This window comes from Kitasatospora sp. NRRL B-11411 (assembly GCF_000721345.1).
GTDB classification, from domain to species: domain Bacteria; phylum Actinomycetota; class Actinomycetes; order Streptomycetales; family Streptomycetaceae; genus Kitasatospora; species Kitasatospora cineracea.
On sequence record NZ_JOGH01000006.1, the window covers coordinates 15,815 to 35,903 of the forward strand.

Genomic DNA, 20,089 nt, shown 5'->3' on the forward strand with positions numbered 1-20,089 from the left:
ATACCCACGGTGACGTACCCACTCCCCACGCGCCCGGGTGAATGCCCCTGTGCGCCCCCACTGCGCCCGTTACCGCCCCTGCTCAGCCGACCGGTTCCGACCAGGATCACCGTCCCGGGTGACAAGCCCCGTTCCGTTCGAGGCGTTCGGCCCCGGGCCGTAACCCGCACTCACGGACGGTAGTTGTGCAGCACGTGGACAACACCCCGGGAGCCCCCGAACAGAACCTGCCGCCGCTGCTGCTCGAAGCCGTCCGCTACGCCGAGGACCGGCACTGGGAGGTCGTGCCCGGCGCCTGGCTGCTCGACGGCGACGCCCCGGCCCGCTGCTCCTGCGGCGAGGAGCGCTGCGCGCTCCCCGGCGCGCACCCCCTCGGCGCGGACTGGCGGAACCGGGCGAGCTCCGGGCCCGGGGTGGTCCGCACCTGGTGGACGGAGAACCCGGAGGCCTCGATCCTGCTGCCCACCGGCCGGACGTTCGACGTGCTGGACGTGCCGGAGGTGGCGGGCTGCCTGGCGCTGGCCCGGATGGAGCGGATGGGGCTGCAGCTGGGCCCGGTGGTGGCGGTGCCGGCCGCGCCGGGGCGCAGCGGGCGGCGGCTGCACTTCCTGGTGCTGCCCGGCGTGGTCGACAAGCTGCCGGACATGCTCCGGCAGATCGGCTGGTCGCCGGAGCGCCTGGACCTGGTGGCGCGCGGCGAGGGCGACTGGGTGGTGGCCCCGCCGTCCCGGGTCGGCGGGTACGCGTCCGCGCAGTGGGCCCGGCCGCCGTCCGCGCTGAACCGCTGGCTGCCGGACGCGCTGGAGCTGGTCAGCCCGCTCGCGTACGCCTGCGGGCGCGAGGCCGGGGCGCCGCGCCCCGTGCAGCGCGCGGCGGCCGCCGCGCGCTGACCTCCCGAGCGTGCCCCCGGCCGATCCGGTGGGGGGCAGTCCGCGCGACACCCCGCGCGGCCGTGGCGGGCCCGGCCTCCCGATCCGGAGGTTCGGGCCCGCCGTTCGCCTGCTCGGGGCGCCCGCCACGGGCCGTCCCGGGCCGCCGCGGGGCCTCTGCCGAGCCGTCCGGAGCGCGATCTTCCGGAACCGGTCGTCATACCCGCAGGTCAACGCGGGAAGCCCACCGATCGGGTGACATCGCTCAAGGATTGGCCCCGGTTGCCGAGGGGATCATCCTCAGCGTCGGCACGGAACCGATGGAGCGGAAGGAGAGCGGACGGACCGAGAGCGCGGGGGGCTGCCGGGAGGGCGTTCGGACGGGGAAGCCGAATGCGGCAGCGGGAGGGAGCAGGGAGGGAGCAGGGTACGGCCGGGCGCGGCCGGGGAGCCGCGCACGACCGGCCCGCAGCGGGTGGGGACAGGAGGGGAGCGGGGTGGGGAACGGCGCAGGGCCCGGTGTGGGGACACCGGGCCCTGCGCCGTTCTGCCGCTCGTTCTGCCACTCTGCCGTTCTGCCGCCCGGCCCGCGTTCTGCCGCCCGGCCCGCTCCGCGGGCTACGCCTGGGCGACGAAGACGTGCGCGGCGATCTCCTTGCCGAGCTCGGCCGCGCTCTCGCCGCTGCCGACCAGCACGCCGCCGGAGGCCGGGGAGACCCGCACCGTCGCCCCCGGGCGGACGCCCGCCCGGCGCAGGGTGCGCATCAGCTCGCCGTCGGTCTGGATCGGCTCGCCGATCCGGCGGACCACCACGTCCACCCCGTCCTTGCCCGCGACGGCCTCCAGCGTCACCAGCCCGGCGTCGTAGCCCTCGCCCTCGGCCTTGGTGTCGCCGAGCTCGTCCAGGCCCGGGATCGGGTTGCCGTACGGGGACTGGGTGGGGTGGCCGAGCATGGCGAGCACCTTGCGCTCGACCGTCTCGCTCATCACGTGCTCCCAGCGGCAGGCCTCCTCGTGGACCTGCTCCCACTCCAGGCCGATCACGTCCACCAGCAGGCACTCGGCGATCCGGTGCTTGCGCATCACCCGGACGGCCAACTTGCGCCCCTCGCCGGTCAGTTCGAGGTGCCGGTCCTCGGCGACCTGGAGCAGGCCGTCCCGCTCCATCCGGCCCACCGTCTGGCTCACCGTGGGGCCGGACTGCTCCAGCCGCTCGGCGATCCGGGCGCGCATCGGGGTGATGCCCTCCTCCTCCAGCTCCAGGATGGTGCGGAGGTACATCTCAGTGGTGTCGATCAGCCCTGACATCGCCCCTGGCTCCGTTCTTCGGTGTCCTCACCGCAATTCTGACGCATGGGGATGACAACCGGCTGCGCCCGTCCGCTATGCCCGGGCCTTTTCGTCGTGGTTGACAGCCGGGTCCGGCGCGGGCCACCGTGCACGCCGTAGCTTTCTCCCAGAGCGGTCTGGACCACCCGGCCGCCCCGAACGCGGACGGAGCAGAGATGAGCGAACTGGTCGGCCGGTACCTGGACGCCGCCGTGGCCCACCTGGAGCGGATCCGCGCCGAGGAGGGGGAGAACATCGAGGCCGCCGCGGAGCTGCTGGCCGAGGCCGTCGAGCACGGCCGGCGGATCTTCACCTACGGCGCCGGGCACTCCTCGCTGGCCGCCCAGGACGTGGTCTACCGGGCCGGCGGCCTGGTCGTGATGAACCTGCTGAACGTCCCCGGGATGACCGGCGTCAACGTGATGCCCGCCCACCTGGGCAGCGCCCTGGAGCGGGTCTCCGGCCTGGCCACCACCACGCTCGACCTCACCCCGGCCCGCAGCGGCGACCTGCTGTTCGTGATCTCGCTCTCCGGCCGCCAGGTGATGCCGGTCGAGCTGGCCCGGCACGCCCGCGACCGCGGCCTGAAGGTGATCGGCGTGACCTCGCTGGCCTACCCGGGCGCGGTGAGCTCCAACGACCCGTCCGGCACCTACCTCAAGGACAACTGCGACGTCGTCCTGGACAGCAAGATCGGCCTCGGCGACGGCGAGCTCGACCACCCCGGCGCCGGCGCCCCGTTCGGCTCGGTCTCCACCATCACCACCAGCGCCCTGATGCAGTCCGTGACGGCCGCCGCGATCGGCAAGCTGGCCGACCGGGGCATCACCCCGCCGCTGTTCCGCTCCGGGAACGTGGACGGCGGCACCGAGTGGAACAACAAGGTGATCGCCGACAACGCGGACCGGATCTTCTACGCCTGGTAGCCCTCGCGGCGACCCGCCCCATTCGGCCAACTCCGGTCGTGCTCGCGTAAGTTCACCCGGCGCTGGGAAGGACTCACGGGACCGGTGAGACTGCGCTGCGGGGGCGGGGATGGCGGCTGGGACGGGGCGTTCGATCGGCTTCGTGCGGGAGCAGGACCTGCTCCCGCGCGTCTTCTGGGCCGCCGACGGCGCGTCCCTGCAGGGCCAGGCCCGGGCGGTGGCGCTCTCCCGCTGGGAGCTGCTGCTGCTGGTGGGCGCCGCCTTCGCGGGCTCCGCGGACGGCCCGGTCTGGGCCTGGGCCGCGGCCGTGGCGTACCTCGGCGCGCTGTTCATCGCCGTCACCGTCGCCCGGCAGAACCCGCAGCGGCTCTGGTACGACGGCCGGGCGGTCGCCGAGTCGGTGAAGACCCTGGTGTGGAAGTACGCGGTGCGCGCCGACTCCTACCAGCCGCCGCCGCGCAAGCTGCCCGACGCCGAGCGCCTCTACGACGTCCAACTCTCGGGCATCCTCGGCGAGTTCGACACCGACCTGGTCTCCCCCGGGGTCACCGAGGAGCTGAGCACCTGGCGCGCCCCGGCCCGCCACCCGCAGATCACCGACACCATGGAGAAGCTGCGCGAGCAGCCGCTGCCGGTGCGCCGCGAGGTCTACCTGCGCGAACGGGTGCAGAGCCAGCGCCAGTGGTACCAGGCCAAGGCCGTCCAGTGCCGCAACGCCACCCGCCGGGTCGGCCGGCTGGCCGTCGTGCTGCCCGCGGCCGGCCTGCTGCTGGCGGTGCTGCGCGCGCTCGGCGAGTTCGGCTTCGACGCGCTCGGCGCGATCTCCGCCGTCGCCGCCTCCGTCTCCGCCTGGGCCCAGCTGCGCCAGTACCGCCCGCAGGCCGCCGCCTACACCCTGGCCGCCGCCGAACTCTCCAAGGTGGAAGCCCAGTTGGCCTCCGTCGACCTGAGCGCCGCGGACTCCGAGGAGACCTGGGCCCGGCTCGCCCGGGACGCCGAGGACGCCATCTCCCGCGAGCACACCACCTGGCAGGCGCGCCGCGAGGTGCGCAGCCTCGACATCCCCAGCTGAGCAGGAGGGCCACCGCGTGGCGACACGGAGGATCGAGACGCCGGACGGCGGCGTCCTCGCCGTCGAGACGTCCGGGGACCCGTCCGGCCACCCGGTGTTCCTGCTGCACGGGACGCCGGGCAGCCGGGTCGGCCCGGCCCCGCGCGGCGCCGTGCTGGCCCGGATGCGGGTCCGGCTGATCTCCTTCGACCGGCCCGGCTACGGCGACTCCACCCGGCTGCCCGGCCGCGACGTGGCCGCCGCGGCGACCGACGTCACCGTCATCGCCGACGCGCTCGGCCTCGACCGCTTCGCCGTGGTCGGCCGCTCCGGCGGCGGCCCGCACGCGCTGGCCTGCGCCGCGCTGCTGCCCGACCGGGTCCGCCGGGCGGCCACCCAGGTCTCGCTGGCCCCGCGCCACGCGGACGGCCTGGACTGGTTCGAGGGCATGACCCCGTCCAACGAACGCGCCTACCGGCAGGCCGAGTTGGGCCAGCCGCGGATCGCCGGCCAGTTCCAGGTCCGGTCCCGGGTGATCCGCCGCGACCCGGCCCAGCTGATCCGCAACCTGGTTCCCGAACTGACCCCGCCGGACCGCACCGTGGTCGCCGACATCGGCATCCGCCGGATCCTGCACTCCACCTACCGGCAGGCGTTCCGCTACGGCGCCGACGGCTGGATCGACGACGTGCTGGCCTTCATCGCCGACTGGGGCTTCGCCGTGGAGAGCATCCGCGCCCCGGTCCGGCTCTGGCACGGCGCCGAGGACCGGTTCTCCCCGGTCGGCCACTCCGCCTGGCTGGCCGACCACATCCCCGGCGCCCAGCTCTACCTCGAACCCGGCGCCGCCCACTTCGGCGCCCTCAAGGAGATGACCGACGCCATCCGCTGGGCCGCCCACGCCTAGCGCGCTGCGCGCGCGGCACGAGGGCGGGGGCGCGAGGAACGGCGCGACCGGCCGCGCACCCCGGCAGGACCGCGGAACGGGACGAGCCGCCGTCCTGCCTCGCGGTCCTGCGGGAAGCGCCCGACCGGCCCCGCTCCCCCTCCCGTCCTCACCTCACAGCGGCTGCGGCTCCAGGTCCCGGTTGCTGCGCTGCCAGCCGCGGGCGGCGACCACCGACGGGTGCTCCTCGCCGAAGAGTTCGACCAGTCCGGCGACCGCCTGCATCCGCAGCGCCTCCGCCTCGCTGCGGCGGCCCGCGTCGCGCAGCGTGATGGCGAGGTTGGCCTGGCAGACCAGCGCGTCCGGGTGGGTGGCGCCGTACCGGTGGGAGAGGCCCTCGTACGCGGTGCGGCCGAGCGCCTCGGCCTCCCGGTGCTCGCCGTTCTCGGCGAGCGCGTTGGCCAGGTTGATGGCGGCGTTGAGGACGAACGGGTGGTCGTCGCCGAGGACCCGGGCCAGGCCGGCCGCCGCGGTGCGGCCGTGGGTGATGGCGCCCTCCAGGTCGCCGGAGCCGCGCAGGTAGATGGCGAGGTTGTTCTCGCAGGCGAAGGTGAACGGGTGGTCGTCGCCGAACAGCCGCCGGTGGCCCTCGTAGGCGTCGGTGGCGATGTCGCGGGCGGTCTCCTTGTCGCCGGCGGCGCTGTGGTCGGCGGCCAGGTTGAGCCGGCAGGCCAGCGCGTCGGCGAAGTCGGGGCCGAACAGGTCGACGTAGCGCTCGTAGGTGCGCTCGGTGAGTTCCCGGGCCTCGGTGTACTGGCCGGCCCGGCGCAGCGAGACGGCCAGCGACTTGGCGTTGCGCAGTTCCTCCGGCAGGTCGGACTGCTGGAGGTCGGCGAAGGCCTCGGTGACCTCCCGCAGCAGTTCCACCGAGCCCTTGTAGTCGCCCATCTCGCGCAGGTCGCGGGCCAGGTTGGACTTGGTGCCCAGGGTGTAGGGGTGGTGCGGGCCGCGGACGGCGGCGTTGCGCTCGACGGTGTCCTGGTCGAGGTCGCGGGCGGCGAGGCTGTTGCCGACCAGGCGGTGGTCGATGGCGAGGTTGTTGGCGACGGTGAGGGTGCGCGGGTCGTCCTCGCCGAAGAGCTCGACGAACTGGTCGTAGGTGTCCTGGTCGAGGGCGAGCGCCTCCTGGAACCGGTTGAGGTAGCGCAGGTCGGCGGCCATCGAGTTGGCGGTCATCAGGGTGTACGGGTGGTGCTCGCCGAGGAGTTCGCGCTGGCCGAGCAGGGTGGCCTGGTTGAGCGCCAGGGACTCGCCGTAGGAGCCCTTGGAGCGCAGCACGTTGGCGATCTGCAGGCGCAGGCTGAGGATCTGCCGGCGCCAGATCTTCTGCTCGGACAGGTCGGTTTCGTTCTCGGAGCGGACGGTCCAGGCGGTGTCGAGCTGGCGGCCGAGCTGCAGGGCCTGGTCGAGGTCGACGCGCTTCCACAGGTAGCGGACCCGGTCGATGAGCAGTTCGCGCACCTCGCGCTCGTCGCAGTCCTGGGCCCGGGACGGCGTGAGGTGGGGCCAGATCTTCTCCAGGGTGGGCCAGTTGGCGGGGTCGTCGGTGTCGCCGCGGGAGGGCCGGGCGTTGACCAGGATGCGGTGCACCTGGTGCATGGCGAGGTTGCGCTCGTTCTCGCTCATGCCGCTGCGGACGACGGCCTGGACCAGCCGGTGGACCTGGAAGGAGTCGGAGCCGGCGTCGGTCTTGGCCAGCGCGTAGCGGCTGACGGCGCGCAGCACCTTGCCGAGCAGGAAGGTGTCGGTGAGTTCCTCGTCGTACGGGAACAGCGCGATCCGCATCTGCTCGGAGAAGAAGAACTGCCGCAGCGAGATCGGCTCGGGCGCGAAGAACGCGCACAGTTCGAGCAGCCGCACGGCGGCCGGGGACTGCTCGCGCAGCCGGGCGATCGAGACGTTCCAGGTGAGGCCGACCGGGGTGGGGTAGTCGACGGGGGTCTCGCCGGCCGCGAGGACCTTGGTGGCCTCGGCCTTGAGCTGGTTGACGTAGGTCTCCACCGGGGTGCGGGTGGTCTCCAGCCAGGCGGCGGCGACCTCGACGGCCAGCGGCAGGTCGCCGACCGCCTCGGCGACCCGGTCGGCGTCGGCGCGGGCCAGGCCGCGGACCCGGCGGGTGAGGTGGTCGACGGACTCGGTGCGGTCGAAGACGTCGACGTTGAGCACGCCGGCCTGCCCGGACCAGCCCTGGTTGCGGGAGGTGACCAGGATGTGGCCGGGGCCGTCGGGGAAGAACCGGCGGATCTCGCCCGGCTCGTCCGCGTTGTCGAAGATCAGCAGCCAGTTGGGGGTCGGGATGCCCTGCCGGAGCGCGTCGCGGGTGGCCTGGGCGGCCTCGCTGACGTTGTCGCCGACCCGCAGTCCGAGCCGCCCGGCGAGGTCGGCGAGGTCGGAGACCACGTTCTCGCTCTGCTCGGCGTCGATCCACCACACCAGGTCGTAGTGCGACATGTAGCGGTGCGCGTACTCCAGCGCGACCTGGGTCTTGCCGACGCCGCCGAGGCCGTACAGGGTCTGCGGCGGCGGCAGCACCGCGGTGGTGCCGCCGGCCAGTTGGGCCCGCAGGTCGTCGAGGACCTTGACCCGGCCGGTGAACGAGTGGTTGCGCTGCGGCACCTCCCAGTAGGTGGGCTTGGTGCCGGGGAAGCGCGGTGCGCCGGGGCTGCGCTCGGGCAGTTCGGTCTCGGTGCGGCCGAGCGCCCGCAGCAGCGCGGTGGCGGCGGCGGCCTCGTCGCGGCCGATCAGGTCGACCGGGTTGCGGTTGTTGTACGGCGCGTTGAGGCGGACGTCGGAGACCCGGACCGGGATCAGCTGGCGGCGGGCCCCGGCCGGGTCGGCCAGCACGGTGCGGTCCCACAGCGCCTGGGCCTGCGGGGACTGCAGGTAGGAGGCGGACAGCAGGGCGACGGTGCGGTACGCGGAGTCGATGCCGCGGCCGGTGGCCTCGCGCGGGTTGGCCCCGGCGCCGAGGTCGCGCGGGACGACCCGGTAGCCGGCGTCGGCGAGCAGCGCGGAGATCCAGTCCGCCCAGGCCCGGTCCTCGGGGACGTAGCTGAGGTACAGGTCGGCGGGCGCGGTGGGGCGGCGGCGGGCGAAGCCGTCGAGGAAGCGCAGCCGCAGGTCCTCGGGCATCGGCGGCAGCCCGGCGACCTCGCCGCGGGTGACCTCGCGGGTGAGGCGCTCGTTGGCGGCGAGCATCGAGCCGGGCAGTCCGGTCTGGTCGCCGAACGGGGAGAGGATCTCCTCGTAGGCGTAGAACGGCCGGTAGGGGATCTCCACGCCGGCCCAGTAGCGGGCCAGGTCGGCCTCGCCGCGGCCGGCGGGCAGGCCGGCGAACTTGATCCGGGCCAGCGCCCGGCCGGCGTCGGCCTTCTCCTTCTCGCCCTCGTCGATCCGCATCGGGACGGGCAGGATCCGGATCTCCCGGTCGCCGTAGCGGTCCTCGATCACCCGGGCGATCCGGGAGGCGCCGTCGATCGACTGGTCGCTGAGGGTGAAGCAGACCACCAGGTCGTCGGGCATCTCGACGGTGCAGATGTCGGCGGTGTCGGTGAGGCCGGTGCGGCTGTCGATCAGCACGTAGTCGTAGCGGCGCTTCATGTCGGCGCGCAGCGACTGGATGAACCGGCGGCCCTCGTAGCGCTCGTAGAGCAGGTCCCAGTCGAGCCGGGCGACGGAGTAGTCGCGGTTCTGCTGCCCGGCGGGGACGAGGTCGATCCGTCCGGTGCCGGGGAAGTGCGGCCAGGCCAGCGAGAGGGCGTGCGGGTGGATCCGGGCGAAGTCCTCGATCCACTGCGGGTGGCGGTCGACCGGGCGGCGGGCCTCCTCCAGGTACTCGCCGAACAGGTCCATGATGCCGGTGGTGGCGGCGACCACCTCGGGGTTGAGGAAGGGCCGGAAGAACTGGGCGAGTCCGGGGGCCTCCAGGTCCCAGTCGACGACCAGGACCCGGTGCCCGTTGGCGGCCAGGATCCAGGCGGTGTTGGCCAGCGCCATGGTGCGGCCGGTGCCGCCCTTGTAGGAGTAGAAGGTGACGATCCGGCCCTGCCGGTCCTCGGTGGCGGTGTCGCGGCGGGGCGACTGGTGCTGCGGGCCCTTCGTCGGCCTCTCGGTCATGAGATTCCCTCCCCCGGGCCCTTAGTGCCCGTCGTGGTGCCGCACGCCGTGCTCACCGGTCGGAGTCCCGACCGTCCGGTGCCTTGCTGGCTGGTGCCGTCCGGGCCCGGTTCAGGGCCCGATGCTGGGTCTGCGGTCGACCGGGCCGTCCTCGGGCCGGTCCGGGTACTGCTGCTGCTCGTGGGCGGTGCAGGCGCGCATCACGGCGCGCTCCATCTCGCCCCGGAACTCCTCGATGCTGCCGGGGGCGCCCACCGCGGGCTCCTCGCGCAGGGTGGGCCGGCGCCGGGAGCCGCGGCTGACGGTCAGCACGCTGTCGCCGAGTTCGTCGAGCATCCGCTCGTGGTCGAGGTTCTGCTGGTCGGCGCGGTTCCAGGGCTCGATGACGGCGACCGCGCCGTGGTTGCGCCGGTCGAGCCGGCGCACCGCCTCGGAGCGCCGCCCGTCCAGGAACGCCCACCGGTCGACCAGCAGCACGCAGGGCGCGTTCGGCCGCTCCCCGGTCAGCAGTTGTTCGGACTCCTCCTCGAACTCCCCGACGGTGGGGTGGAAGCCCATCCCGCGGGCGATGTCGGCGGCGTCCTGGGCCAGCGGCCGGGCGGAGTCCGGGCGGTAGGGCTGCCAGTCGGTGCGCCGCTCGCCGTAGCAGAGCGGGCTGCGCTGGGGCGGCAGTTCGCGCTCCCGGTAGGAGAACACCGCGATCCGCACCTGGTCGGCGGCGTCGGGCGGGTCGAAGGCGGACGGCTGGGACTCGAAGTCGAGCACCTGCCCGGCCGGGATGACGGTCTGTTCGGCGACGTCGACGATCCGCCGGGCCAGCCGCCACACCGCGGTGTGGTACTCGGAGCTGAACGCGGCGATCTTCATCAGCGCGTACAGGCCCTCGTTGGCGTACTCGGCGCCGAAGCTGTCGTGGTTGAACTGGAGTTCACCGGCCACCCGGGGCAGCTGGTAGTGCTCCATCGACACCCACAGCGCCGGGACGATGCCGGTCATCCGCTCGGCGGTGGGCCGCCGCTGGTAGACCGAGCGGCGGGTGAACAGGTGCCACTCCCGGCCGCACGCCTCGGACTTGAAGTAGCGCGGCGAGTACAGCGGCACGAACACCCGGCAGCTGGCCAGTTCCCGCGACAGCCGCTCGGCCCACTTCTGCCCCTGGTGCATCGAGCGGTCCATGAACCCGACCGGGTGGCCGGACGGCGCGTCGGTGATCTGCAGGATCGCCTCGCACAGGTCCTGGTAGAGCTTGGCCACCCACAGGTTGGGGTCGGCCGCGCCCCGCGAGTTGATCCGCGGGGTGTGTGCGTAGCTGAGGAAGAAGTACGGCCTGGGAGCGTCCTTCCGCTGGCCCCCGCTGCTCACACGCGCCTCCCCCGAGCCCGCCTGTCACTGTCTCCCCGAAAGGGACTCAAGTGTAGGAAGACCGGAGGTCCGAATGGAATAGGGCCTTGATCTGATGGCGACTCAACTTCACCTGTTGCGGTACCAGTTGGCTGCGAGATCGACCGCTTCGCGGATCGGCATCAGGACGCTCGGGGCGGCGCCGACCGGGCCGCGCCGCAGGGTCGGCAGCTCCCGGAGCAGCATCGCGCCCATCGCCTCGAAGTGCCCGTCGTCCAGCCGGGTGGCGGTGAACTCCTCGACCACCCGCCGGGCGTCCTCGGTGCGCCGGACGCAGGTGTACAGCTGCTCGGGCCGGTCGGGCTGCCAGTACTCCAGCAGGTGGAGGGGGGTGCAGTGGCGCATCGGCGCGCCCAGCATCAGGTGCTGGGCGCCGCTGCGGTACATCCGGCCGACCGGCGAGTCGTCGCCGAGGTGGCAGTCCAGCGGGTGCACCGAGGTGAGCTCCCCGGCGGCCGGGCCGAGCGCGGCGAACGAGGTCTGCGGGTGCGGGCTGCGCAGCGCGCCGGGCCACTGCCGGACCACCTCGGCGAGCCGGCCCATGGTCGGGGAGGCGGCGGTGCGGCGGCGGTCCCAGGCGGGCATCCGGTCGTGGTAATCGGCCAGTTCGGCGCCGGTCAGGCCGGCGGTGTGCTCCCGGTAGTGGGGGGAGGTGCGGGAGTTCTCGGGTGTAGCGGTGTAGACGACCAGCGTGCCGTGCGCCCCCAGCGCCGACAGGAGCGCCTGCACCACCCCGTGCGCGCCCCCCGCGACCGGCCCGACCGCCCGCAGCGAGGACTGCACCAGCAGCGTCCCGCCCTCCCGGACGCCCAGGTCGCGCAGCTGGCCGGCCAGCCGGTCGACCGTCCGGGGCCGCCCGGTGCGCCCGGGTGCGGCCCGGAGCAGCGCGGTGTCGGTCACCGCCGTCCCGCCGCGGCCCGCCAGGCGGCCAGGTTCTCGGCGGCGGCCGCCCGGGCGGCCCGCTCGGCGGCGGCGCCGACCGGCACCGCCAGCGCGGGGGCGAGCGCGGTGCGCATCCCCGCGGTGAAGCGCCGGCCGAGCGGGGTGAGCGCGCCGGAGCCGTCCAGCGTCCCGATCGCGTCGGCGGTGTGCGCCCGCCAGGTGGCCAGCTGCAGCCGGGCCGCGGCGGCCTCGTCGCCCCGGGTGCCGTCGAGCGCCCGCACCCGGCTCGCCCAGTAGGCGGCGACCGCCAGGTGCGCGTAGGTGCCCTGCAGCAGGCCCTCCAGCGGGCGCGGGTCGGGCCGCCACGGCGCGTGGTAGAGCCGCTCGTCGGCCCGGTCGTGCAGGTCGTGCAGGTCGAGCACCGCGCCGAGCTTGACGTGCTGGAACTCGTGGGCGAGCAGCAGCGCCAGCACCGGCCCGGTGGTCGGCCGGGCGATGCCGACCGCCCCGTACGCCTGCCGGGCGGCGGCGCTGATGTCGCGCCCGGCCGGGCCGGGGGCGAGCGGGGTGACGGTGCCCAGGCCGGCCGCGAGGCCGGCCGCGTACTCGGGCAGGTCCCGGCCGAGCAGGTCCCAGGCTTCGCCCAACGCGCCCGTCCAGGCGAGGAGTTCGGCGTCGTCGAGCCGGTCGGCGGCGGCCCACTGGTGGCTGTCGCGGTGCGGGTCGGTGTCCTCCAGGGCGGGCGTCCAGCCGGGCAGGGCGACCCGGCGGACGGGCTGCCACCGGTGGTCGCCGGGCCGGTCCCACCCGACGGTGTGCCCGTCGCAGGCCAGCCCGTCGGCGGTGCCGCGCAGTACCGCCTCGGCCTTGCCGTCCACCCGCAGCCGGCCGAGCGTCGGCAGGTGCAGCCACCCCGCGCGGACCGGCAGCAGCAGTTCGAAGTCGACCCGCCCGCGGGCCGCGGCCGCCGCCGCCAGCTCGGCCAGCCCGCCGAGGTCCGCCCGCCCGTCCCCGCCGAGCAGCCGCACCGCCCAGGCCCGGGTGTACGGGTGGGCGAGCACCGCGTCGAGCGCGTCCGAGGCGCTGCGGTCGACCTCGGTCAGCAGCTGCCAGGCGGGGCTGTTCCCGGCCGCTCCGGCGGCGGTCACCAGCCGCCGGGAGAGCTCGAGTTGGGCCTTCCCGAGGGCGGCGACGGCGTCCGGGCCGCCGAGGCCGCGGGCCAGTTCGTCCAGGTGCCGGTCGGTGAGCGGCTGCCGCTGCTGGGCGGGCACGGCCGCCGGGGCGGCGGCGGTCCGGTCGCGGATGGTGGTGATGAGCTTCAAGAGGTCCCCGCAGTACACCGACGGGTGGTCGAAGCCCCCGCCGGTCCGGTATCGGTGGGCGTAGAGGCCGCCGCCGCAGCTGCGCACCACCGGGCAGGCCCGGCACTGCGCGGCGAGGCCCGCGAGGCCGGACTGCCGCTCGCGCATCCCGGGGTGCCGGGCGACCTCGTCCAGGCTGTGCGCGAACACGTCGAAGCCGGTGGCGGGCGCGCCGTCGTAGGCGGTCTTGAGGCTGTCGGCCTGCTCCAGCGTCCCGTCGGTCTCGACGACCACCAGGTCGGCCGGGTCCAGGCCGAGCGACTCGGTGAGGCTGGAGCGGCCGCGCAGGGTGCGGTGCACCGAGTCGAAGATCCGCACCGGCATCGGGCGGCCCTGCGCGGTCCAGTGCCGGTGGACCGCCAGCAGCCAGTCCGCGTACGGGGTCGGGCCGGCGCCCTCGGGGGCGAGCGGCGGGTGGTCCCAGGTGGCGTGCGGGAGCAGGAAGTCGATCCGCGGCGGCCGTTCGGCGACCAGTGCCTCGTAGACGGCGACCGGGTCGTTGGCGACGTCGATCGTGCACAGCAGCCCGGCGTACAGGTGCCGGAACTCCGGTTCGCGCAGCAGGGCGAGGGCGGCCAGCACCTTGGCGTGGCTGGAGCGGCCGTCCGGGAAGAGCCGGTGCCGGTCGTTGGCGAGCCGGTCGCCGTCCAGCGAGACGCCGACCTTGACGTCCTGCTCGGCGAAGAGCTCCAGGAACCGGCGGCTCAGCAGCACCCCGTTGGTGTGGATCCGCAGGTCCAGCGCGCACCCGGCGGGCAGGGCGGCGCGCAGCAGTTCGGCGGCCCGGCGCAGCCGGTCCGGGCCGGCCAGCAGCGGCTCCCCGCCGTGCAGCACGACGTGCACGGCGGGGAGCCGGTGGGTCCTGGCGTGTTCGCCGATCCGCCCGGCCGTCCGTTCCAGCACCGCGTCCGAGGCCGCCCTGGCCTTGCGGCTCCAGCTCGTGTCGGCGTGCTCGTACACGTAGCAGTGGTCGCAGGCCAGGTCACAGCGGCTGTGGACCTTCAGCACGAACTGGCTGAACGGCACGGTTCCGGACATCGCGGGCGGACCGATCCGGCTGTTCCGCCCCGGTCAGATCGAGGACTGGAACGCGGCCACCGCCACCTGGCGGGCCGCCGCGGCCGGCAGCACCCGGGCGATCTGTGCGGTGAGCTCTTCGGCGTCCAGGGCGGCGAGGTCGGCCAGGGCGGCGCGCTCGAGAGCGACCCGGGGCTCGGACAGGTCTTCGGCGAGTGCAGTGGTCATCGGCGTTGCCTTCTTCACTGAGGCGTGCGGACGGGGAATCGCCGCAGCCGGAAGCCAGTGTCGTGAGTCACTGCGGCCTGACACCGATGTACAGCATAGCCCCCGCAGGTTACCGCCAACCCCTTCACGAGAACCCCCGATCCGGCCCCCGGAGCCTGCCGCGCAAGGGAGTTGAAGCCGCGTCAGACCTTCTGCGCTTCACCCGTTCGGCGGTTCCCCGGTTCGACCGACCGTGCTAGCGGGAGTCGAACTGGGAGCCGGTGCCGGTCACGGGCAGAGCCGCTCCACCTGCCAACCTTCCTCGGAGGCGACGAAGCGCAGGCGGTCGTGCAGCCGGTTCTCCCGGCCCTGCCAGAACTCGACGGAGCGCGGGACGACCCGGTAGCCGCCCCAGAACGGCGGGACCGGAACGCCCTCGCCCTCCGGGTACCTGGCGGCCAGGTCGGCGTAGCGCCGCTCCAGCACCGCGCGATCCGCGACCGGGCTGGACTGCTCGCTGGCCCAGGCGCCGAGCTGGGAGCCGTGCGGGCGGGTGCGGAAGTAGGCGGCGGTCTCGTCCCGGCCGACCTTCTCCACCCGGCCGGCCACGATCACCTGGCGGGCCAGCGTGATCCACGGGAAGAGCAGCGCCGCGTTCGGGTTGGCGGCCAGGTCGGTGCCCTTGCGGGAGCCGTAGTTGGTGAAGAAGACGAAGCCGCGCCGGTCGTAGCCCTTGAGCAGGACGGTGCGCGCGGAGGGCACCCCGTGGGCGTCGGCGGTGGAGAGCACCATCGCGTTGGGCTCGGCCACCCCCGCCTCGCCCGCCTCGTGGAACCAGCGGCCGAACTGCTGGTAGGGGTCGTCGGCGAGCTGCTCCTCGGCCAGCCCCGCGTGCCGGTAGTGCTCGCGCATCGCGGACAGGTCCGGCCGGGGCAGCTCCCCGGCGGGCTCGACGGGCAGGGACGGGGCGCTCGGCTCGGCGTTCGGGTGGCGTTCCGCGGTAGGCACGTCCCCATCATCCCGTACGACAAGCGCCGGGCGCCGCTACGTCCGGGGAAACGGCTGGGGATAGGGTGGCTCGCCACCGCTTCACCACCCACTGCGCGGGAATTCGTCCGGCTGTCGCCCGGGACGTCCCGAAAAATCCGCCGAGGACGCCGGAGACGACAGGGGTTCGAGCGGCCCTCGGGGGAAACATCACCGTCGTGGTGTATGGCGCAATGCACTCCGTGCCTGACAATCTGACACCGAGTGCCAATCACCATCGGCCACCGGCGTGCCGCCCCACCACGGCCGCGTGCCGCACCGGATCACTGAAGGAGCCGTTCTGATGTCGGATTTCGTACCCGGCCTTGAGGGTGTAGTCGCCTTCGAGAGCGAGATCGCCGAACCCGACCGCGAGGGCGGGGCGCTGCGCTACCGCGGGGTGGACATCGAGGACCTGGTCGGCCAGGTCTCCTTCGGGCACGTCTGGGGCCTGCTGGTGGACGGCAAGTTCGCCCCCGGCCTGCCGGCCGCCGAGCCGTTCCCGATCCCGGTCCACTCCGGCGACATCCGGGTCGACGTGCAGTCCGCCCTCGCCATGCTCGCCCCGGTCTGGGGCCTCAAGCCGCTGCTGGACATCTCCGCCGAGCAGGCCCGCGACGACCTCGCCCGGGCCGCCGTGATGGCGCTGTCGTACGTGGCCCAGTCGGCCCGCGGCCAGGGCCGGCCGATGGTCCCGCAGCGCGAGATCGACAAGGCCGAGACCATCGTCGAGCGGTTCATGATCCGCTGGCGCGGCGAGCCGGACCCGAAGCACGTCAAGGCCGTCGACGCGTACTGGACCTCGGCCGCCGAGCACGGCATGAACGCCTCCACCTTCACCGCCCGGGTGATCGCCTCCACCGGCGCGGACGTGGCGGCGGCGCTGTCCGGCGCGGTCGGCGCGATGTCCGGCCCGCTGCACGGCGGCGCGCCGTCCCGCGTGCTCGGCATGATCGAGGAGATCGAGCGCACCGGCGACGCGGCCGGCTACGTGAAGAACGCCCTGGACAAGGGCGAGCGCCTGATGGGCTTCGGCCACCGGGTCTACCGCGCCGAGGACCCGCGCGCCCGGGTGCTGCGCCGCACCGCCAAGGAGCTCGGCGCGCCGCGCTTCGAGATCGCCGAGGCGCTGGAGAAGGCCGCCCTGGAGGAGCTGCACAACCGCCGCCCCGACCGCGTGCTGGCCACCAACGTCGAGTTCTGGGCCGCCATCATGCTGGACTTCGCCGAGGTCCCGGCGCACATGTTCACCTCGATGTTCACCTGCGCCCGCACGGCCGGCTGGTCGGCGCACATCCTGGAGCAGAAGCGCACCGGCCGGCTGGTCCGCCCGGCCGCCCGCTACATCGGCCCGGGCTCGCGCGGGCCGCAGGAGATCGAGGGCTGGGACCAGATCGCCGGCTGACCCACTTCCGGGTGAAAAGCCGACCGGCCGTCAGCACCGGCACGGCCGCCACCGGGCGCGTGCACACCCCCTGACCAGGGGTCACGCGCCCCGGTGCGGGCTGTCCGGGGCGGCCAAGATCACGTCTCACCGGCCGGACGGGCGTACCGCCGCCGCAGCGCCGGGCGATAGGCTGCGGCCGTGGCTCAGATTCAGATCCCCGCCGACAATCTGCCCAACGACGGCCGCTTCGGCTGCGGCCCCTCCAAGGTGCGCCCCGAGGCCCTGAGTGCCCTCGCCGCCACCGGAACCTCCCTGCTGGGCACCTCCCACCGCCAGGCCCCGGTCAAGAACATCGTCAAGCGCGTCCGCCAGGGCGTCGCCGAGCTGTTCTCGCTGCCGGAGGGCTACGAGGTCGTGCTCGGCAACGGCGGCTCCACCGCGTTCTGGGACATCGCCGCGTTCGGCCTGGTGCGCGAGAAGTCACAGCACCTGGACTTCGGCGAGTTCTCCTCCAAGTTCGCCTCCTCCGTGAAGGCCGCCCCGTGGCTGGCCGAGCCGACGGTGATCAAGACCGCCCCGGGCACCCACCCGCTGCCGGTCGCCGAGGCGGGTGTGGACGTCTACGGCCTCACCCACAACGAGACCTCCACCGGTGTCGCCATGCCGATCCGCCGCCCCGAGGGCGCGGACGCCGGCTCGCTGGTCCTGGTCGACGCCACCTCCGGCGCCGGCGGCCTGCCGGTCGACATCCGCGAGACGGACGTCTACTACTTCGGCCCGCAGAAGTGCCTCGCCGCCGAGGGCGGCATCTGGCTGGCCGCCTTCTCGCCGGCCGCGCTGGAGCGCGCCGCGGAGATCGCCGGCTCCGGCCGGTACATCCCGCCGTTCTTCGACCTGCCGACCGCGATCGACAACTCCTCGAAGGACCAGACGTACAACACCCCGGCCATCTCCACCCTCTTCCTGCTGGCCGACCAGCTGGAGTGGCTGAACGGCCAGGGCGGCCTGGACTGGGCGGTGGCCCGCACCGCGGAGTCCTCCTCGATCCTGTACTCGTGGGCCGAGAAGTCCTCCTTCGCGCAGCCCTTCGTGGCCAAGCCGGAGGAGCGCTCGCAGGTCGTCGGCACCATCGACTTCGACGACGCGGTGGACGCCGCTGCGATCGCCAAGGCACTGCGTGCCAACGGCATCGTCGACACCGAGCCGTACCGCAAGCTGGGCCGCAACCAGCTGCGCGTCGCCATGTTCCCGGCGATCGACCCGGCGGACGTGGAGAAGCTCACCGGCGCCATCGACTACGTGGTCGAGCACCTGAACGACTGATCCACCGCGCCTTCCCCGGAGGCCCCGGTCCGCTCGCGCGGGCCGGGGCCTCCGGCGTGCGCGCCCTCAGGCCGCGTTCGGGCCGAACCGGTCGAGGATGCGGATGCTCCTGCCCGGCCTCGCCGCCCCCGGCATGATCAGCCGGCTGCGCACCACCCCGCCGCCGCCGGACGGGGCCGCCGCCGCTACTTCTGCACGATCGCGCTGATGATCACCACGACCAGCAGCAGGACGAACGCGCCGGTGACGATCCGCATACGAGTCTTCGGGTCCACCCTCCGAGGGTAATCGGTCGAACGCCCCGCCCCGCACACAGGGCACTCGTCCCGGCCGCCTCCCCCGCCCGCCGTGCATGTCCCCGGGGCTGACACCGGCGCCGTTGGGCAGGCTAGGGACATGCTCACCTACGACTCGAACGGCTTCCGCCTCGACGGCCGACCGCTGCGCATCCTGTCCGGTGCGGTGCACTACTTCCGCAGCCGCCCCGAGCAGTGGCCCGACCGGCTGGCCGCGGTGCGCGCGATGGGGCTGAACACCGTCGAGACGTACGTGCCGTGGAACCTGCACGAACCCGCGCCCGGCCGCTTCACCCGGCTCGACGAACTCGGCGCGTTCCTCGACGAGGCGCACCGCCAGGGCCTGTGGACGATCGTCCGCCCCGGCCCGTACATCTGCGCCGAGTGGGACAACGGCGGCCTCCCCGGCTGGCTCACCGCCCGGGTCGGCCGCCGGGCCCGCACCGGCGACCCGGACTTCCTCGCCGCCGTCGACGCGTTCTTCGACGTCCTGCTGCCCCAGGTGGTGGAGCGCCAGTGGGGCCGGCCCGGCGGCACCGTGCTGATGGTGCAGGTCGAGAACGAGTACGGGGCCCACGGCAGCGACGCCGACTACCTCGCCCACCTGGCCCGCGGACTGCGCGAACGCGGGATCACCGTCCCGCTGTTCACCTCCGACGGCCCCGAGGACCACATGCTCGCGGCCGGCACCGTCCCCGGCGTGCTGGCCACCGTCAACTTCGGCTCCGACCCCGAAGGCGCCTTCGCCGCGCTGCGCCGCCACCGCCCCGAGGACCCGCCGTTCTGCATGGAGTACTGGAACGGCTGGTTCGACCACTGGGGCGGGCCCCACCACACCCGGGACGCCGGCGACGCCGCCGACACCCTGCGCCGCATCCTCGCCGCCGGCGGCTCCGTCAACCTCTACATGGCCCACGGCGGCACCAACTTCGGCACCACCGCCGGCGCCAACCACGCCGACCCGCCGTTCAACTCCACCGACTGGACGCGCTCCCCCTACCAGCCGATCACCACCTCCTACGACTACGACGCCCCGCTCGACGAACGCGGCCTGCCCACCGCCAAGTTCGACGCCTTCCGGCAGGTCATCGCCGACTTCGCCGCCGAACACCCCGAACTCGCCCGGTACCTGGACCACCGCGAACCCCGACTCCCCGCCCCCGCACCCGTCCTGGACGCCCGCGAGGTCCTCCTCGACGAGTGCGCCGAGCTGCCGTTCGGGCCCGCCGTGCACTCCCCCGTACCGCCGCTGTTCGAGGAACTCGGCCTGGAGCACGGCCTGGTCCGCTACACCACCACGGTGCCCGACCGCAGCCCCGACCTCCCGCTCACCGTCGAAGGACTCCACGACCGGGCCACCCTCCACCTCGACGGCAAACCCGCCGCCACCCTCGAACGCGGCGTCGCCCCCGAACCCGTCACCGCCGGCGGCGGCACCCGGATCCGGCTCCTGGTCGAATCGCTCGGCCGGGTCAACTACGGGCCGCAGGTCGGCGAGACCAAGGGCCTCACCGGCGTCCGCCACGAACGCCAGTACCTGCACGGCTGGCAGGCCGAACCCCTCCCCCTCGACCCGCTCCCCACCCCCGCCTGGACCCCCGGCACCCCCGCCCCGGAACTCCTCGCCCGCGGCACCCTCCACCTCGACGCCCCCGGCGACACCTTCCTCACCGTCCCCGAGGGCGAACACGGCTACCTCTGGGTCAACGACTTCCTCCTCGGCCGCTACGACACCCGCGGCCCCCAGCACACCCTCTACTGCCCCTGGCCCCTCCTCCACCCCGGCCCCAACACCCTCACCCTCCTGGAACTAGGCCCCACCACCCCGTCCCGCATCCACCTCCACCCGTCCCCCGACCTCGGCTGACCGCACCGACACGCACGCGAAACCAGCGCCGCGTGGGAACTGCTGCAGGCCCACCCGAGCGAAACCAGGGGCGCGGGGAACTGCG

Annotated in this window: 14 protein-coding genes; 7 read left to right on the top strand and 7 right to left on the bottom strand. The window is 74.0% G+C overall.

Annotated features, from left to right (window positions below):
* Window positions 1-185: 185 nt before the first annotated feature.
* Complete coding sequence (locus IH44_RS0104485; RefSeq protein ID WP_035953923.1) at window positions 186-890, top strand: bifunctional DNA primase/polymerase; 705 nt, start codon at window positions 186-188, stop codon at window positions 888-890.
* Between the two features lie 597 nt (window positions 891-1,487).
* Here the strand turns inward: IH44_RS0104485 and IH44_RS0104490 are convergent.
* Window positions 1,488-2,177 (bottom strand): metal-dependent transcriptional regulator, encoded by a 690-nt coding sequence (locus tag IH44_RS0104490; RefSeq protein WP_030458073.1) that lies wholly within the window; start codon window positions 2,175-2,177, stop codon window positions 1,488-1,490.
* A gap of 197 nt (window positions 2,178-2,374) precedes the next feature.
* Here IH44_RS0104490 and IH44_RS0104495 point away from each other — a divergent pair, with 197 nt between their 5' ends.
* The 3 genes from IH44_RS0104495 (at window position 2,375) to IH44_RS0104505 (ending at window position 5,082) form a co-directional block, all read left to right on the top strand.
* Window positions 2,375-3,124, top strand: a complete 750-nt coding sequence (locus IH44_RS0104495) for a sugar isomerase domain-containing protein (RefSeq protein WP_030458074.1) — start codon at window positions 2,375-2,377, stop codon at window positions 3,122-3,124.
* Window positions 3,125-3,266: 142 nt separating this feature from the next.
* Window positions 3,267-4,196: a DUF4231 domain-containing protein gene (locus IH44_RS0104500; protein WP_051816551.1), complete on the top strand. Its 930-nt coding sequence runs from the start codon at window positions 3,267-3,269 to the stop codon at window positions 4,194-4,196.
* Between the two features lie 16 nt (window positions 4,197-4,212).
* Complete coding sequence (locus IH44_RS0104505; RefSeq protein ID WP_232794821.1) at window positions 4,213-5,082, top strand: alpha/beta fold hydrolase; 870 nt, start codon at window positions 4,213-4,215, stop codon at window positions 5,080-5,082.
* A gap of 153 nt (window positions 5,083-5,235) precedes the next feature.
* On the opposite strand, the gene fxsT is transcribed toward IH44_RS0104505, so the two are convergent.
* The 6 genes from fxsT to pdxH all read right to left on the bottom strand — a co-directional run bounded on the left by fxsT (window position 5,236) and on the right by pdxH (window position 15,017).
* The gene (gene fxsT, locus IH44_RS0104510) at window positions 5,236-9,237 is read right to left on the bottom strand and encodes an FxSxx-COOH system tetratricopeptide repeat protein (protein ID WP_081966723.1); all 4,002 of its coding nucleotides are present in this window, start codon (window positions 9,235-9,237) and stop codon (window positions 5,236-5,238) included.
* 111 nt (window positions 9,238-9,348) lie between these two features.
* On the bottom strand, window positions 9,349-10,599 hold the full coding sequence (locus IH44_RS0104515; RefSeq protein WP_051816552.1) for a TIR-like protein FxsC: 1,251 nt from the start codon (window positions 10,597-10,599) through the stop codon (window positions 9,349-9,351).
* Window positions 10,600-10,707: 108 nt separating this feature from the next.
* Window positions 10,708-11,538, bottom strand: coding sequence for an aminoglycoside N(3)-acetyltransferase (locus IH44_RS0104520; protein ID WP_232794822.1), 831 nt, complete (start codon window positions 11,536-11,538; stop codon window positions 10,708-10,710).
* Window positions 11,535-13,919 carry an FxsB family cyclophane-forming radical SAM/SPASM peptide maturase gene (locus tag IH44_RS0104525; RefSeq protein ID WP_030458080.1) on the bottom strand — a complete coding sequence of 795 codons (2,385 nt, stop codon included), beginning with the start codon at window positions 13,917-13,919 and terminating at the stop codon, window positions 11,535-11,537. The genes IH44_RS0104520 and IH44_RS0104525 overlap by 4 nt, the downstream gene beginning before the upstream one ends.
* Window positions 13,920-13,952: 33 nt before the next feature.
* Entirely contained in the window at window positions 13,953-14,126 is a 174-nt protein-coding gene (gene fxsA, locus IH44_RS43585; protein WP_063759546.1) for an FxSxx-COOH cyclophane-containing RiPP peptide, read from the bottom strand.
* A gap of 267 nt (window positions 14,127-14,393) precedes the next feature.
* The gene (gene pdxH / locus IH44_RS0104535; RefSeq protein ID WP_030458081.1) at window positions 14,394-15,017 is read right to left on the bottom strand and encodes a pyridoxamine 5'-phosphate oxidase; all 624 of its coding nucleotides are present in this window, start codon (window positions 15,015-15,017) and stop codon (window positions 14,394-14,396) included.
* A gap of 418 nt (window positions 15,018-15,435) precedes the next feature.
* Here pdxH and IH44_RS0104540 point away from each other — a divergent pair, with 418 nt between their 5' ends.
* From IH44_RS0104540 to IH44_RS0104555, 3 genes are all read left to right on the top strand, one after another.
* Window positions 15,436-16,536: a citrate synthase 2 gene (locus tag IH44_RS0104540; RefSeq protein ID WP_030458082.1), complete on the top strand. Its 1,101-nt coding sequence runs from the start codon at window positions 15,436-15,438 to the stop codon at window positions 16,534-16,536.
* Between the two features lie 180 nt (window positions 16,537-16,716).
* Window positions 16,717-17,841, top strand: a complete 1,125-nt coding sequence (gene serC / locus IH44_RS0104545) for a phosphoserine transaminase (RefSeq protein ID WP_030458083.1) — start codon at window positions 16,717-16,719, stop codon at window positions 17,839-17,841.
* Between the two features lie 396 nt (window positions 17,842-18,237).
* The gene (locus IH44_RS0104555; RefSeq protein WP_030458084.1) at window positions 18,238-20,004 is read left to right on the top strand and encodes a beta-galactosidase family protein; all 1,767 of its coding nucleotides are present in this window, start codon (window positions 18,238-18,240) and stop codon (window positions 20,002-20,004) included.
* Window positions 20,005-20,089 lie beyond the last annotated feature (85 nt).

Excerpts from the sequence above, each read along its gene's own strand:
- IH44_RS0104490 (WP_030458073.1), bottom strand. The coding sequence starts at position 2,177 with ATGTCAGGGCTGATCGACACCACTGAGATGTACCTCCGCACCATCCTG.
- IH44_RS0104495 (WP_030458074.1), top strand. The coding sequence starts at position 2,375 with ATGAGCGAACTGGTCGGCCGGTACCTGGACGCCGCCGTGGCCCACCTG.
- fxsT (WP_081966723.1), bottom strand. The coding sequence starts at position 9,237 with ATGACCGAGAGGCCGACGAAGGGCCCGCAGCACCAGTCGCCCCGCCGC.
- IH44_RS0104525 (WP_030458080.1), bottom strand. The coding sequence starts at position 13,919 with ATGTCCGGAACCGTGCCGTTCAGCCAGTTCGTGCTGAAGGTCCACAGC.
- fxsA (WP_063759546.1), bottom strand. The coding sequence starts at position 14,126 with ATGACCACTGCACTCGCCGAAGACCTGTCCGAGCCCCGGGTCGCTCTC.
- pdxH (WP_030458081.1), bottom strand. The coding sequence starts at position 15,017 with ATGCGCGAGCACTACCGGCACGCGGGGCTGGCCGAGGAGCAGCTCGCC.
- IH44_RS0104540 (WP_030458082.1), top strand. The coding sequence starts at position 15,436 with ATGTCGGATTTCGTACCCGGCCTTGAGGGTGTAGTCGCCTTCGAGAGC.
- IH44_RS0104555 (WP_030458084.1), top strand. The coding sequence starts at position 18,238 with ATGCTCACCTACGACTCGAACGGCTTCCGCCTCGACGGCCGACCGCTG.